This window comes from Sorangiineae bacterium MSr11367 (genome assembly GCA_037157805.1).
Taxonomy (GTDB): domain Bacteria; phylum Myxococcota_A; class Polyangia; order Polyangiales; family Polyangiaceae; genus Pendulispora; species Pendulispora rubella.
The window spans coordinates 6,506,312-6,520,201 of sequence record CP089983.1 but is presented as its reverse complement, the minus strand read 5'-3'; the positions used below and the strand labels follow the sequence as shown (position 1 = coordinate 6,520,201).

The 13,890-nt window shown below is 65.5% G+C and carries 11 protein-coding genes; 7 read left to right on the top strand and 4 right to left on the bottom strand.

Annotation, left to right across the window (positions count from 1 at the left end):
• The first annotated feature begins 8 nt into the window (after positions 1-8).
• The 6 genes from LVJ94_24985 (at position 9) to LVJ94_24960 (ending at position 6,482) form a co-directional block, all read left to right on the top strand.
• Positions 9-1,415, top strand: a complete 1,407-nt coding sequence (locus LVJ94_24985; protein WXB10470.1) for an aldehyde dehydrogenase family protein — start codon at positions 9-11, stop codon at positions 1,413-1,415.
• A 159-nt stretch (positions 1,416-1,574) separates the two neighbouring features.
• Positions 1,575-2,906: a protein kinase gene (locus LVJ94_24980; GenBank protein ID WXB10469.1), complete on the top strand. Its 1,332-nt coding sequence runs from the start codon at positions 1,575-1,577 to the stop codon at positions 2,904-2,906.
• Entirely contained in the window at positions 2,903-3,919 is a 1,017-nt protein-coding gene (locus LVJ94_24975; GenBank protein WXB10468.1) for a hypothetical protein, read from the top strand. The genes LVJ94_24980 and LVJ94_24975 overlap by 4 nt, the downstream gene beginning before the upstream one ends.
• Positions 3,920-3,955: 36 nt before the next feature.
• Complete coding sequence (locus LVJ94_24970; GenBank protein WXB10848.1) at positions 3,956-5,422, top strand: hypothetical protein; 1,467 nt, start codon at positions 3,956-3,958, stop codon at positions 5,420-5,422.
• Positions 5,423-5,474: 52 nt separating this feature from the next.
• On the top strand, positions 5,475-5,873 hold the full coding sequence (locus tag LVJ94_24965; protein WXB10467.1) for a hypothetical protein: 399 nt from the start codon (positions 5,475-5,477) through the stop codon (positions 5,871-5,873).
• Between the two features lie 222 nt (positions 5,874-6,095).
• Positions 6,096-6,482 (top strand): DUF4156 domain-containing protein, encoded by a 387-nt coding sequence (locus tag LVJ94_24960; GenBank protein ID WXB10466.1) that lies wholly within the window; start codon positions 6,096-6,098, stop codon positions 6,480-6,482.
• Positions 6,483-6,533: 51 nt separating this feature from the next.
• Here LVJ94_24960 and LVJ94_24955 read toward each other — a convergent pair whose 3' ends face one another.
• The 4 genes from LVJ94_24955 to LVJ94_24940 form a co-directional block, all read right to left on the bottom strand.
• Entirely contained in the window at positions 6,534-7,739 is a 1,206-nt protein-coding gene (locus tag LVJ94_24955; GenBank protein WXB10465.1) for a DUF418 domain-containing protein, read from the bottom strand.
• A gap of 104 nt (positions 7,740-7,843) precedes the next feature.
• Positions 7,844-8,551, bottom strand: coding sequence for a PIG-L family deacetylase (locus LVJ94_24950; GenBank protein WXB10464.1), 708 nt, complete (start codon positions 8,549-8,551; stop codon positions 7,844-7,846).
• A gap of 1 nt (position 8,552) precedes the next feature.
• A complete protein-coding gene (locus tag LVJ94_24945; GenBank protein WXB10463.1) occupies positions 8,553-9,683 on the bottom strand; it encodes an MFS transporter in 1,131 nt (376 codons plus the stop codon).
• A 65-nt stretch (positions 9,684-9,748) separates the two neighbouring features.
• Positions 9,749-12,532, bottom strand: coding sequence for an isocyanide synthase family protein (locus tag LVJ94_24940; GenBank protein ID WXB10462.1), 2,784 nt, complete (start codon positions 12,530-12,532; stop codon positions 9,749-9,751).
• 148 nt (positions 12,533-12,680) lie between these two features.
• On the opposite strand from LVJ94_24940, the gene LVJ94_24935 reads away from it, so the two are divergent.
• Positions 12,681-13,868, top strand: coding sequence for a hypothetical protein (locus LVJ94_24935; protein ID WXB10461.1), 1,188 nt, complete (start codon positions 12,681-12,683; stop codon positions 13,866-13,868).
• Positions 13,869-13,890: the final 22 nt, after the last annotated feature.

Genomic DNA, 13,890 nt, shown 5'->3' with positions numbered 1-13,890 from the left:
AGGTCGTGATGTCCAACGTGATTTCGGTCGTTCAGGCCTTCGATCGTGCACTCATTCGGGAGATACCGGGCGACGATGACCGCGCGCTCGAGGCCAAGCTCGCCGCGGCGGAGAGAGCCCTGCGCGAGCGCAACTCGTGGCTCGAACCGCATCGGCGGGGCGCCATCCTCCAGCGAACTGCGAGTTTGCTCGAGGCGAAGCAAATCCACTTTGCAGAGCTCATCGCGCGCGAGGGCGGCAAACCGCTGACCGACGCCACGGTCGAGGTGATCCGGGCGATCGATGGACTGCGAAACGCGGCCGAGGAGCTTCGCCATTTCGGCGGTCGCGAGATCCCCATGGGCCTCACCGGCGCGAGCGAGGGGCGATGGGCCTTCACCACGAAGGAGCCCATCGGGGTGGTCGCCGCGATATCGGCCTTCAATCATCCATTGAACTTGATCGTTCATCAGATCGCCCCGGCGATTGCCGTCGGATGCCCAGTGATCGTCAAGCCGGCGGTGCCCACGCCGCTGTCGTGCCTCGAGCTGGTCGAGCTGTTTCGCGAGGCCGGGCTCGACGAACGGTGGTGTCAGGCCTTCGTCACCGATGACAATGCCTTGGCCGAGCGCCTCGCGACGGATCCACGCGTGGCGTTTTTGAGCTTCATCGGTTCGGCCCGCGTCGGGTGGTACCTGCGCAGCAAGCTGGCGCCCGGAACGCGCTGCGCACTGGAGCATGGCGGCGCAGCACCCGTCATCGTCGACGCCAGCGCAAAGCTGGATCGGATCATCGAGCCCATCGTGAAGGGCGGCTACTACCACGCGGGCCAGGTTTGCGTGTCCACGCAGCGGATCTTCGTTCATACCGACGTTTTGGCCGATTTCGTCGAGCGGCTCGCGGCGCGGGTGAAATCGCTCCGCGTCGGCGATCCGCGGCTGCCCGAGACCGAGGTGGGACCGCTGATCCATCCGCGGGAGGCCGATCGCGTCGCGTCGTGGATCCACGAAGCGGTGGAGGGGGGCGCGCGCCTGATCGGCGGCGGGCGCCCATCCGAGACCACGCTCGTTCCGTCCATCCTGATCGAGCCCGCCGCGGATGCGAAGGTGTCTCGGCTCGAGGTGTTCGGCCCCGTGACGTGCGTCTATGGATTCCGCGAGCTGGACGAAGCCATCGACGTCGCAAACTCCTTGCCATTCGCGTTTCAGGCGAGCGTCTTCTCCACGAACATCGGGCCGGCGCTTCGGGCGGCCCGTCGTCTCGACGCGTCGGCCGTCATGGTCAACGACCACACCGCGTTTCGCACCGATTGGATGCCCTTCGCGGGGCGGCGCCAATCCGGTTACGGCATCGGCGGCATCCCGTGGTCCATGGAGGCGATGTCGCAGGAGAAGATGCTCGTGCTGCGCTACGACGGCCTCGGTCTGGAGACGTAGAGGACCAACCCGCGACGATGCACGCATGCGCCAGCGTCTTGGCTCTGCCGTCGATGCGCGGCGGTTCATCCGTGGTGCGGTTGCGTCGCCCGACTTGATGACACGAAGATCTCCAACTCCGCGTCGCCGGCGCGTTGCGCTCATGTATGATCGAAGTGAGTGAACGCGCCCGTTCAGGTCGGAGACATTCTCGCGTCCAAATACCGCGTTGAGAGCGTCCTCGGTGCAGGGGCCATGGGCGTCGTCGTCGCCGCACGGCACGTCCAACTCGGATCGCTGGTGGCCCTCAAGTTCATGCTGCCCGACACGCACCGCGTTCATGGTGCGTCGGATCGCTTCATCCGCGAGGCGCGCGCGGCGGCCCGGTTGCGCGGAGAGCACGTCGCGCGCGTCATGGACTTCGGCACCCTGGAGACCGGCGCGGCCTACATCGTGATGGAGTTCCTCGAGGGGCAAGATCTGGAGGCCGTGATGGATGCACGCGGCCGGCTGCCCATGCGCGAGGCCATCGACTACGTGATCGACGTGTGCAAGGCGATGGATGAAGCGCATCGCGCGGGCATCATCCATCGTGACCTGAAGCCGAAGAACCTCTTTCTCACGCACCGGCCCGATGGCACGCCGCTGGTCAAGGTGCTCGATTTCGGCGTGTCCAAGGTGAGCGATGCCGCCGACGATCTGCAAGTGTCCACGCGGGCCGGCGCCATCCTGGGCTCGCCCGCGTTCATGTCGCCGGAACAGATCCGCGGCTCGAAGGACGTCGATGCGCGCACGGACATCTATGCCATCGGCATCGTTCTCTTCTACTTGCTGACCAAGCAGTTCCCCTTCGAAGCCGAGAGCCTCGGCGATCTTTACGGCGCGGTGCTGTACAAAGAACCGCACCCCCTTCGCACCTTGCGGCCGGAGCTACCTGCCGCGCTGGAGGCGGTGGTGTCGCGCTGCTTGCACAAGGACGCGGCCGCACGCTTCGCGACCGCGAAAGAGCTCATGGTCGCGCTTTCCGCGCTGCTCGCGCCGTCGGGACCGATCGCGCAGGACATGGCCCACGTCGCCACGGTCGCCGATGTACCGCGGGCGCCCGGCTCCTCGTCCCCGGCCATGGTGCCTGCGCAGGGCACACTGAGCCACGCGGCCATGTTCGCGGCCGATGCGACCGGGGGAAAGCGAAAAAGGGCACCTCTCGTGTTGCTCGCCGTTGCGGCGGTGGCGGCGCTCGCCGTGCTCGCCGCAGGGGCGTTGTCGCTGCGGACCCGAGCCCCGAAGGCGACGGCGCCACCTTTGGCGAGCGCGGAGGCGACCATCGCGCGCAGTGCGGAGCCCGTCGTTCCCGTTGCCACGCCGTCCCTCGAATCGGTGCAACCTGCACCCAATGCCTCGACCGCCGAAGATGCGAGCGCGCGCCCTTCGAGCCGGCCGAAGGCCGACGCCGGTGCGAAGAAGCCGCACACGCCGGGCCCCAATTTGCCGCACGGAGAACTCTACGAATGATCGCGTTCCGAAGGCACCTGGCTTGGCTTCTCCTCGCCGCATCGTTCACCGCATTCGATCCATCCAGCGCACGGGCACAGCCCACCGCACCGAGCGCGAACGAGCAGCGCGAGGCCGCAGAGCACAACAAGCGCGGTCTCGCGGCCGTACGCCGGGCCGACGTGGAGACGGCGCGGATCGAATTTCTTCAGTCGTACGCGGTGGTGCCTTCGCACAAGACGCTGTGGAATCTGCTCCTGGCCGAGATGGATTCGAACCGCCCGCTCGAGGCGTTGCGGCACTTGAAGAAGTATTTGGCCGATCCCGCCGCGGAGCCAAAGAAGAAAGAACGGGCCAAAGGCCTGATGGCCGAGTTGAACGTGCGCGTCGGGCATCTCGTGGTGGAGGCACCGGACGGCGTGGTCATCCTGGTGGACGGTACGTCGGTGAGCAACGAAGAGCGCAAGGAGCGTATCGACGTGACCGCCGGAAAGCACGTGGTCGAGGCCGCGTTCGAAACCGGCCACCAGCGCCGCGAGGTCGATGCCCCTGCGGGCCAAGACACCGCCGTCACCTTCGATGCGCCCCCAAAGCCGCCTCCGCCGCTGGTGGTGAGTCCTTCTCCCGCTCCGGAAAAAGTTGCCCGCGCAAGCGAATCTCCGATGCCCGTGGAGAGCTCCCACGGCATCGGGCCTCCGCCCACGGCCACGTTGATCTTCGGCGGCATCGCCGTCGTGGCCTTGGCAACGGGCATGGGTTTCTCGTTGGCCGCCCAGTCGCAGAAGGACGAGGTCGTGACGAACATCACGACGTGCTTCAACCCGGGCAGCGCCGAGTGTTCGCACGTGCGCGACGCCGAGGACACGGGCCGGCGCAACGCGACCATCGGATGGATCGCCTACGGCGCCACGGGTGCGTGGCTCATCGCCGGCGGTCTCGTGTGGGCGTTCTCACCCAGGCCGAGGGAGCGCGCGCAGGTCGTTCCAGCGGCGGGACCCGGCGTCGCCGGGGTTCGCGTGCAGACGACCTTCTGAAAAACGGCATGGCGGCGATGCAGTGGAGAAAACGCGATGCGAAATAGCTTGAAGCTGGCCCCGGCCTCGATCTTGGTCGCGGCCATGTTGTTCCTGGATGGCTGCCCGCCGTCGTTTCCCGATCGGTGCTCGGGCGGCGAGTGCATCGGGTGCGATCTTTCGCGTGAACCGAGAGACCAACCCGCGTGCGTGGTGGACCTCGTCGGCGTCTTCGTGTCGCCGAACGGCGACGACGGAGCCGAGGGCACCAAGCGAAGCCCCGTGAAGACCATCGGCAAAGCCATCGAGAAGGCCGAAGGGCGCCGGCTGCGTATCTACATTTGCGAAGCGGACTACGAGGAGGCCGTCGTTCTCAAGAGCGCGATCAGCCTCATCGGCGGGTTCACGTGCAACGATTGGCAACCCGGCGGACCGGCCAAAGTGCACCCGAAGGAGCGAGGCCCTGCATTGCGCATCGAGGGCGTGCCGAGCCCCGTCGTGCTGGCGGATCTGACGTTCACCGCGCTGCCCGCTGCGGATCCCGGCGAGTCCAGCGTGGGGGGCATCATCTCCGCGACGAGCGGTGTCACCCTTCGTCGCGTGACTGTGGCCGCGGGCGATGGCGCACCGGGAAAAGCGCCCGACCCGGGGCCGGGGCGTTTCCCACCCGCGCCATCGGGAAACAACGCCGACGGTGGCGTCCCGGGGCCCGCGATCGTGAACAACTGCCCCGACGGCACGGTGAGCCAAGGCGGCGCCGGCGGCCCGACCGGAGAGCGCGGCAGCGCGGGAACACCCGCCATTCCTCCTTCGCCCACGGCGAACGATGACGGGGCGGGGGGAATTCCGGCGGCGGGCGCAGGTTGCTCCGCCTCGGGGACCGGCCATCGAGGCGCATCGGGCCGCGGTGGGGACGGCGGCGCGGGCGCGTCGACGATCGGCGGCGCGACGGCATCGGGCTGGGGCGGTACCAACGGGGCTGCTGGCGGCAGTGGGCAGACGGCACAAGGCGGTGGCGGGGGCGGTGGCCTCGAAGGTCCCAGTGGCGGTGGTGGCTCCGGCGGATGCGGAGGACAAGGCGGGGCTGCAGGACAATGCGGCGGCTCGAGCATCGCGCTGCTTGCACTCGAATCGAGGGTGACGCTCGAAGCCTGCGTCTTGTTGGCCGGCAACGCCGGCAACGCCGGCGATGGAGGCAATGGTCAAGTGGGCCAGACGGCCGGCAATACCGGGGCGGGGCAGGGCTGCAACGGCGGGCCCGGAGGCTACGGAGGTCACGGCGGCGGCGGGGGCGGCGGCGCGGGAGGCTCCTCCATTGCGTTGGGCTATCGAGGCCTGATCCCCGTGCTCGATGGGGCGGAAGTGGACAGGGCAGACGCCCGACCCGGTTGGTCCACGGCCGCGGCCGGAAAAGCCGGCAGCCCAGGACAAGCCGGACGGGGACCCAACGGCGAAGGTGGATCGGGGGCCGCAGGAACCGCGGGCATCTCCGGCGTCGCCGCCGCGGTGCTCCCGGTTCCGTGACCGGCGGCTCTCGGGCGTTGCGGGATGAGCATGCGTCTTCTATGGTCGCGCCATGCGTCGGCCTACCCTTTGGTGCTTTTGTGTGCCCTTCGTGGCACTGCTCGTTGCAGGTTGCGTCAGCTCGGGAGCGAGCGGCGGCGGGGGCGGGGACCAGAGCGGCAGTTGCGGAAGCGGAGTGTCCCTCGCCGGCGACAAATGGGGCTCCGAATGCGACACCTGGCTCGCGCAGAATTGCTGCGACTACCTTCGCGCCTGCAGCGGCGATTCCGGATGCGCGCAACTGGTGGCGTGCATGAATCGCTGCCCATCGAACGACACCGATGCCTGCAGCGCGACGTGCAAAGGGCGAGCTCCGAGCGTATCCATCAGCATCGTCGACGCCATCGGCGACTGCTCGAGGGTAAAACCTACGAACAATCCCGCGATCCCTTCGACCTGCCAGTGGCCGTGAGAGGCCGCGGTCTCCCCGCACGCAACGCGCGAGCTCGGTAGGCAGGCGTCAGCGCGCGAATCGCCGTCGGTGATCGCGCGCGGTATGTGAATTTCCCACCTCACAACGAGAATTGGCAAACGCCCGATCGCGGACCGTGATCTTGCTCGTGTGCGGCGAATGCGCACGAGGCACGTGGCTTGCGATGTCCTCTTCCATCTTCCCCAACTTGGAAAGGTCACCATGAATTCTCGTTGGAATACGTATCGTGCTTTTGCTTTTCTCGCCGCATCTTCGCTCGTGGCTTGCGCTTCCACCTCGCTGAGTGGCGAAGGGGCGCGCGTCACCGTCGTTCGAAGTGCTCCGCCTCCGAACTGCACCGAAGTTGCACAGTTGGTTGGGCACGGGGGCGGAAGCTTTGGCGGTAGAGGCATTTCGAATGACAAATTGATCGAATACGCGCAAAACGATCTGCGAAACAAGGCCGCCGAACGCGGGGCCAACTACGTCCAGCAGGACCCGCCGACGCTCGGCCAACACGAAGGGACGACTTCGACGGCCACCATCTCGGGCACGGCGTACCGCTGTCCCGCAGGCGAAGGAACGCAGACCACGGCCGCCAAGCCATAGCGGCGGATCCGGTGAGGGAGCCCGCTCGTAAAGCGATGCGGGCGGGCAGACTCATTTCCTACGAAGAGCCGGTATCTTGCCATAGCTGAGGGAACGCCAAAGCCACTCGGCCGGGCCAAATCGAAAATGCCGGAGCCATACGGTGCTGAAGAGCACCTGCAAGAGATAAACGAACAAGCCAAAAACGATGCTGATGGCCGAGGGCCATTTGCCATATTGGCCGAGGCCGTAACCATAAAAGACGAAACCAAATACGATGGACTGCATCAAATAATTGGTCAATGTCATCTGCCCGAGTGGGGCAAGCCTGAGCAGCCAGGGGCGCCAGAAAGGCCGGCGCAGGAGCAAAAGGATTGTGGAACCATACGAGAGGGCCAGGCCCAGAAAGGCTCCGAGGTAGAGAAAACGGACCACTGGCCGCGACGCGGAAGCGCGCCAGTCGGGCAGATAACCGACGTGCATCAGAACGATCACCATCAGGCTGAGCGCTCCCGAGAGTGCGATGGCCTGAAGCACGCGAAGATACCTCTCCGGCGCGTGCAAGATCCCGCTTCGCCACAGGGCGGTTCCCAGGCAGAACGCCATCCATACGGCGGGTGACCAGCGCAGCGAGCCCGTGCGCCATTGAATGAGCAATTCGCGGCAACGCTGCGCGTTCACCTCCGACCACGTACCACCGCCGTAGACGCGGAGGGCGTGCGCGACATCGTCGGGGCCCAACGACGGCGGCTGCGGATAAATAGGGAGGCAAAAGACGATCGCCATGAGAAACGCGACGGCGAGGAGAACACGCGGCGAGCACCGGAGGAAGGGCAGTATCGTCAATCCGATCAGGGCATAGAGGGTGAGGATGTCGCCACTCCATAGGAAGAAGCCATGCAACACTCCGATGACCAATAGGACGAGCTGCTTCTGAGCCAAGAACCGATACGCTGACGCGCCCGAGGCCAGGACGCGCTCGGACGAGATGGCCATGCCAAGGCCGAACACCATGGAAAACGTGAGCGTGATGGTGCCGCCCTGAAAGGCCGTGGCCATGATCGCATCGACCAAGTCATCGATGCGGCCGCTGCCAGGCACGTGGTACGAAGCGCGCCGCGGAACACGAAAGATTTCGACCAAATTGCTCAGCAGAACGCCGCAGAGGGCCATCCCACGCAGAACGTCGATGTCGTCGATCCGCTGGCGGTCCGTGACGGGGCCCGCCTTTGCCTCCGACTCACTCGATGCGGCACGGGGCCATCGTTCCTTGGTCATGTGAAGTTCTCGGCTCCACGCGAACTTCACGAATGTGTCCCATATCGACATAGGTCGCCCAGCATATATGGGCTACCACGTGAGGAGCCATTTTTGCGATTGCGCTACATGCGCCAGGCCAATTCGTGTCCTAAAAAGGTTTTCCAGTTGTCCCGCTGGTCTGGGCCAAGGCCCAACGCGGCAAGTTGCGTGCGGTAGGCTCGAACGGCGCGCTCCTTTCTGGCACGTAGGTCTCCGTCGAGCGTCACGACGGAGGGCGTGAGGAGCGCAGGGTCGAGTCCCCGCCTCGTGAGCTCACCATTCAGCCAGGCATCGGGGGCGAGGAACCGTGGTGCAGCGGTCCGGATAGCCCAGGATGGCCACCCATACCGCACGGCGTACGGAAGATCCGCATAGAACACCACCTCTCCATCGCCACCTGCGTGCGCCGCGAGTACGGCATCCCGCGTGGCGACATGATCCGGATGCCCCCCGATGGCGGCGGGCACCCAAATTTCGCGCGCGCTCGCGACGAAAGGACGCAAGCGGTCACACAAATCGCCGATATCGCGCTCGCGATGCTCTTTTTCCGGCAGATCGAGGTACACGGCGCAACAACTCAGGAGTGTCATCGCCTCCCGATCCTCGGCCAACCGTTCCCGATGCCGCTCGGCCGAAGAATGCGCTCGCGTGAGTCGCTCCCACGCCATCATCTCGACCCGCGGTGGCGGCGCGCCGGCGAACACGTTCACCACCTGCGCGGACCCGCGCATCAATCGCGTGGCGGCGGACAACACGGCGTCGTCGAGATGCGGAGAAAAGACGATGGCCATCTTACGAGAGTGCCCTTTTCGCAGCCATGGACGGGCGCAGCGCCGCCCGCTCCCACCGTGCGAACAGCACCGTGCCCGCGACCAACACGAGACCCGCGGAGACGAACATCGCAGAATAGCCCGTCGCCCGAACCATGAAGCCGAACAGCGGACTTCCCACCAATGTGCCGGCATCGAAGAACGACGTGAACACGGCAAGTGCCGAACCACGTTGATCGCTTTTGGCGCGTCCGACGACCAACCCAATGAAAATGGGAAACGCATAACCTTGCCCGATTCCGTAGAGCAATCCCGATAGCGCGACGCCCCATGTGCTGGAGGTGCTCGCGAGCACGAGGAAGCCGAGCGCGATGCACCCTAGTGCAGGATACAGTACCCGCTTGGGACCGACGCGTTCGGGCACTTTTCCGAACGCCATTCGCACGGCGATGTTGCCTGCGCTGTACACCGAAAAGAAAAGCCCCACCGATCCGGCCCCCGTGCTCTGGACGTACGTCTTCAAAAACGTCGAATACGTTGCCACCATCGATGCCAGCAGCACCCCGGCGAACCACAGGGGCAGCATGTCTCGTTGGAGCACGGCCACGGTGAATTGGCCTTTCGTGTCCACACGGGCCTGGTGCGCCACACGCAGCGGTATGGAAAGGGCGAATCCGAGGCTCGATGCGACGGCGGCGGCGATGAAGAGCACCTGATAATCGCCGCCACGCAGCAACACATCACCGAGTATGCCGCCGAGACCGATGGATAGAGTGCCCGATATCCCGAAAATGCCGAGCCCCTCGATGCGTCGCGACGCCGGTACAATCTCGGCCGTATGGGCATACAAGGCGGTGAAGAGGGAGGCCATCGATGCACCTTGAACGGCGCGCAAGAAGCATATCCACGGAACCGGTGTCGCGCTCCGCGCGAGCGCCACGTAGCCGCAGCAGCCGAGTGCCGCCAACGCACCCGATGCCAGAATGACCGAGCGCGGCCCCGTCCGATCGATCTCTCGCCCGACGAGGGGCTTGACCACGATGCCCGCGACGGCACCGATTCCGAAGATCAGACCGATCTCGAACTCGGTGGCACCGCGGTCGCGCAACAATCCCGGTAAATGCAAAAAGGAATTGAACGAAATTCCGTGCATCAGATGTGCAATCCAAGCAAACACGAATGCACGCGTTCGAAGGGTTTCCGCCGAGCTCACGCGACTCACGTCCTTCGCATGCGAATGGTACGAACGAACGCGGGATCCAACTCCGCGCGCGCACCGCGACGGGGAACACGCGTTGCGGTGGCCGGGACCATCATCCAGGGCTGCTCGTTGCCCAGGAGGGGCGAGTACACGGGCACGAACCCTTGATCGAGCAGCGCAATCGCGAACTCCGTTGATACGTAGCCACGCGGATCGATGGCCCCGGTTCCGTGCCAAGGGAGCAGCGTCGAGCCACCCAGGGACGAATATCCGCAGCAATGCAGCCTGGGGACGGCGGCCAGCCGAACGCGCGGTGTCACGGGCTCGCCGTATTCCGGCATCGTCCGATTGACGCGAACGGCGGCCATGTACCGCACGGTGTGTCGCCATGCCGTGAGCAACAACGTCCCGCGGCCGGCGCGCACGTCGTCCGAAGCATCGGGATCGTCGGGGTGGTACACGTTCGCGTAAAGCGCTTTGGACCAGGCGACCAGCTGCATACCGGACGGAGGCGGTGGCATCGGAATCGAGTGAATCAGTGAACGAAAAAGCTCGTCGAACGAAAGCGTCGATGTGCCGCTATGGCGTGCGGCCGCCGCACGAAGTGCCCCCAACGGATCCCGTTCGATGGCGAGTCCATCCAACACCTCGCGCAGGCGCTCTTCCTCCTCACGGATCCGTTCTTCCCGCCGTGCGCGCGTGCCCGGTGCAAGCCGCTGTTCGGCGAATTCGTCGATGTCACGAAACGTCATGCCATCCATACCGACGACGTCGCGGTAGTCGCGAAGCTTCTGGTGGTACCTATTCGTGACGTCCGCGGGATGCGGACGGAAATGTCCGGAATCCATGAGCACGGTCAACTCGACCCCGGGCTCGTAAACCCTTCGAAGGGTCCCCACCAATTCGCGCAGACGAACCAGCGCGGCCATCTCCGCGAAATCAGGGAGCGGGCCGAATGCCTTGAGTCCACTGTCGCCATGCTTGATGGGAAATCCCAGCATGACCACGCGCAACGGTGCGCGGGCCGCGACGTAGGGGCCGACGTCGAGCGCGGCGGTCTCCAAGGGGTAATGGGAGCGCCGTCCTTTGAAGAACTGTCCGCGCGTGAGGACCTGATGAAGGGCGAACACGTCGCGCTCCGTTTGGTCCGCACCGGGCACCGAGGCGCGGGCGCGGGACAGGGCCGCTCGAGCGGCTCGCTCGGAATCTTCCTCCGCCCGTGCGACCAGGTGTCCGATGATGCCGCGCGATTGTTCCGTCGTCAGACACACCGCGTGCTCTGCGGCCCACGGCGGCGCGTACAGCTCCGCAATCGCGAGTTTGCCAATCGACTGCGCGGCCAGCGGCGCCGGCACCTCTCCGCGTGCTGGCACCTGAACGCGCGGCCGCATTTCGAACGTTGCGACCGTCGGCACCGAGGTGCCCGTGGATTCGCCGGCAAACCCAGGGATCCGGACGGCCACACCCATCGCCGTCGGATAGGTGTGCGCCAACGCGGTTCGGTTGTCGGCCAGGTCGTCGAAGATGGCGACGACGTCCAGCGGCGGAAGGCATCGCATGTTCTCGACTTTGAGGTCGGCCACGGGGCGAACGCGATCATCGGGCATGGTGAGCAGCGGGGTCGATGGGAGACCGGCACGGGTGAGCACGTACTCGGTGTGGCATCGCACGCGATGGCGACGACCGGAGTTGAAGACGACTTCGCCTCCGGCGTGAAGAATGTCCCGCACGAAACGTGCGAGCCCCGGCGTGACGCGATCGGTCCGTAAATTCTCCCAAGGTCGGTGATACGCACGCTCGAACCGCACACGCAATTCCGCCCAATCGACGCCGGGGTACGCCTCGTCGAGGCCATGGGCCGCCACGAAGTGACGCCACCCGAGCTCGTGATGCACGGGCAGCACCGTCAACCCCTCGGGCTCCAGCAGCGCGCGAATGCCATGCGGCGCACCGGGTTGCGGCCCACCGACCTGCCGCACGGCTGCCAGCGTCCGGTCGCGCGGCATGAACCCGCAGAGGTCGACATCGATCACCACGGCGGGCGGCAGACGGGTAGGGTCGGCGACCCGTTCACGCGCACGCGTCTCGACCCGCCGCAAAACCTCGCGCAAGATCGCTTCCTGCTCGATGGGCGGTGCATGCACGAGCTCGTTGGGCAAGGCTCGGGCGATCTCGGGGGGCACGAACCGCAACTCCTCGGCCACGGCCGCGAACACGGCACCTTCGACGTTGTCCGCCGGGCTGGAGGGGCTCTGCGCATGACGAAACGCCGCGACCAACTTGGCCAGACAGTCTCGCAACGTGTGCAAGGTCTCGGCGGTCTCGTGCGGGGTGGCCGGTGCGCGCGCATCGAAGTCTCGAAGCACGATTCTTCCCGTCGCGCGGAAGTCGGCCGACAACTCGAAGGCGACGCGTGTCTCGTCGTGATGCCGCAGAAGCGCGACATGATGGCGCTCCAAGGCAATGCGCACCGACTTGACCAAAGGTCGCACGAAGTACGCGACGAAATGCGCCAGCGCATCCCCTCGATGAGCAACGTGTCGCGCGAACACGCGCGCGCGCAGTCCACCGTCCGCCGCCAGCGCACTCAGCGAAACGCTCCGTGTGCCCTCCGGGTGGAACGGATGCCATGGATACACTTGCCATTCGCTGGGATGTGATATTGCACAATGCAAGCGCAGCAACGGGTCACGCGCGATGAGCGCGTCGATGGATGCCCCTCGCTCGCCGTCACCCCGCGCGACACGGCGTGACGTGGCCCGCGCGCCAGTTTGGCGCTCCTGGTCTTTTCGTAGGTCCATCGCTGTTTACGTCATCTACGAAATGTGACCAGAGCGAATTTGAGGAGTTTTGCTCGATGATCCGTGATGGGATTTTCGTAGATGACTGGGCGCGATGCTTCGCAGGCGTGGCGTGTTCCTCGATCATCGGTGACGAAAGGTGCGTTTCGTGAAATCTTCGGATCGTCATGTGTTGGCGGCTGCCGCGGCGGATAGTCTCGTCATTGCGTCGGACCCCGATGCCGAGATATCGAATCGGACGTATTGGAAACGCGGACGCCCATGGATCGATGCGGTCGTGGCCTCCGTCGCCCAGGCCCCCGACGAAACGATCCGCACCCTGGGGGCAAGTCTGCAGGCCGATCCGCAGGATGCAGGCCGTTATTTCGAGCTTCGCACGGCGCTGGCCGAGCGTGCCGAGCCGATATCGACGGAGGCCATCTTCGAGGCGGCCTGGGAGGCCGCATGCCATTCGCGATTGGGGTTTCACGTGGGTCCTCGTTACGAAAGGACGAGCGCGCCCGTCGGCGTTCACGACGTGAGCGCACATCCACCGGGCCCACGAGGTTCCGTGGATGGGCCGATCGATGTGCTCGTCATCGTGCCTTTCCAAGGGCGCGAGGCTAGGGAAGCCCGCTTGCGGAATCTCGTGAGCTGCCTGCTCGCATTGCGCGATCAATCCTTTCCGCGCGAGCGCTACGCGGTCGCCTTGGTGGAGTCCGACGAGGTGCCGCGTGTGAGGTCGGTCGCGGCTCCCTTCGTCGATCACTATGCATTTGCATTCAAAGAGGGCATCTTCAACAAGTCGTGGGCTGCAAACGTCGGGGCGGTCCACTCACCCGGAAATGCGCCGCTACTTTGTTTTCTCGATGCCGACATGCTCGTCGATCGCGACTACATCGCACGAAACGCGGCGCGATTCCAGCGCCCGGGTACGGGGGCGCACGTAACCTACCGCGATGTCTTGTGCCTCGATCCAGCGTCGTCGTCCGCGGCAATTCGTCAGCGCATCCACCGCCGGGCTCCCGCCGCGGACACGAGCTCGTTACGCGGATTCCTTGGACGGCGCCCGCGTGGAGGCTCGTTTTGGATCCGTCGACCCATCTTCGAGCGAATCGGTGGCTTCGACGAGCGCTACCAAGGTTGGGGTGGCGAAGACGTCGACTTCTTCTTCCGCGTGGAACTCGCGACGCCGCTGGACAGCTACGACGACACCCTCCTGCACTTGCACCATCCGCCCGGACCGATCCCGCGCCACGACGGCAAGAAGGTCAATGCGCGCATTCCCTGGCTGAGTTGGCAACCCGAAGAGCCCATTGGGCGACTGGACCGATTCGCAAAGAGCGATGCTCCGTAGGGGGCCTTTTCGGATACGAACC

Coding starts and splice junctions, on each gene's coding strand:
- LVJ94_24955 (WXB10465.1), bottom strand. CDS start 7,739: ATGACCAAGGAACGATGGCCCCGTGCCGCATCGAGTGAGTCGGAGGCA.
- LVJ94_24975 (WXB10468.1), top strand. CDS start 2,903: ATGATCGCGTTCCGAAGGCACCTGGCTTGGCTTCTCCTCGCCGCATCG.
- LVJ94_24965 (WXB10467.1), top strand. CDS start 5,475: ATGCGTCGGCCTACCCTTTGGTGCTTTTGTGTGCCCTTCGTGGCACTG.
- LVJ94_24950 (WXB10464.1), bottom strand. CDS start 8,551: ATGGCCATCGTCTTTTCTCCGCATCTCGACGACGCCGTGTTGTCCGCC.
- LVJ94_24960 (WXB10466.1), top strand. CDS start 6,096: ATGAATTCTCGTTGGAATACGTATCGTGCTTTTGCTTTTCTCGCCGCA.
- LVJ94_24945 (WXB10463.1), bottom strand. CDS start 9,683: ATGCACGGAATTTCGTTCAATTCCTTTTTGCATTTACCGGGATTGTTG.
- LVJ94_24940 (WXB10462.1), bottom strand. CDS start 12,532: ATGGACCTACGAAAAGACCAGGAGCGCCAAACTGGCGCGCGGGCCACG.
- LVJ94_24985 (WXB10470.1), top strand. CDS start 9: ATGTCCAACGTGATTTCGGTCGTTCAGGCCTTCGATCGTGCACTCATT.
- LVJ94_24970 (WXB10848.1), top strand. CDS start 3,956: ATGCGAAATAGCTTGAAGCTGGCCCCGGCCTCGATCTTGGTCGCGGCC.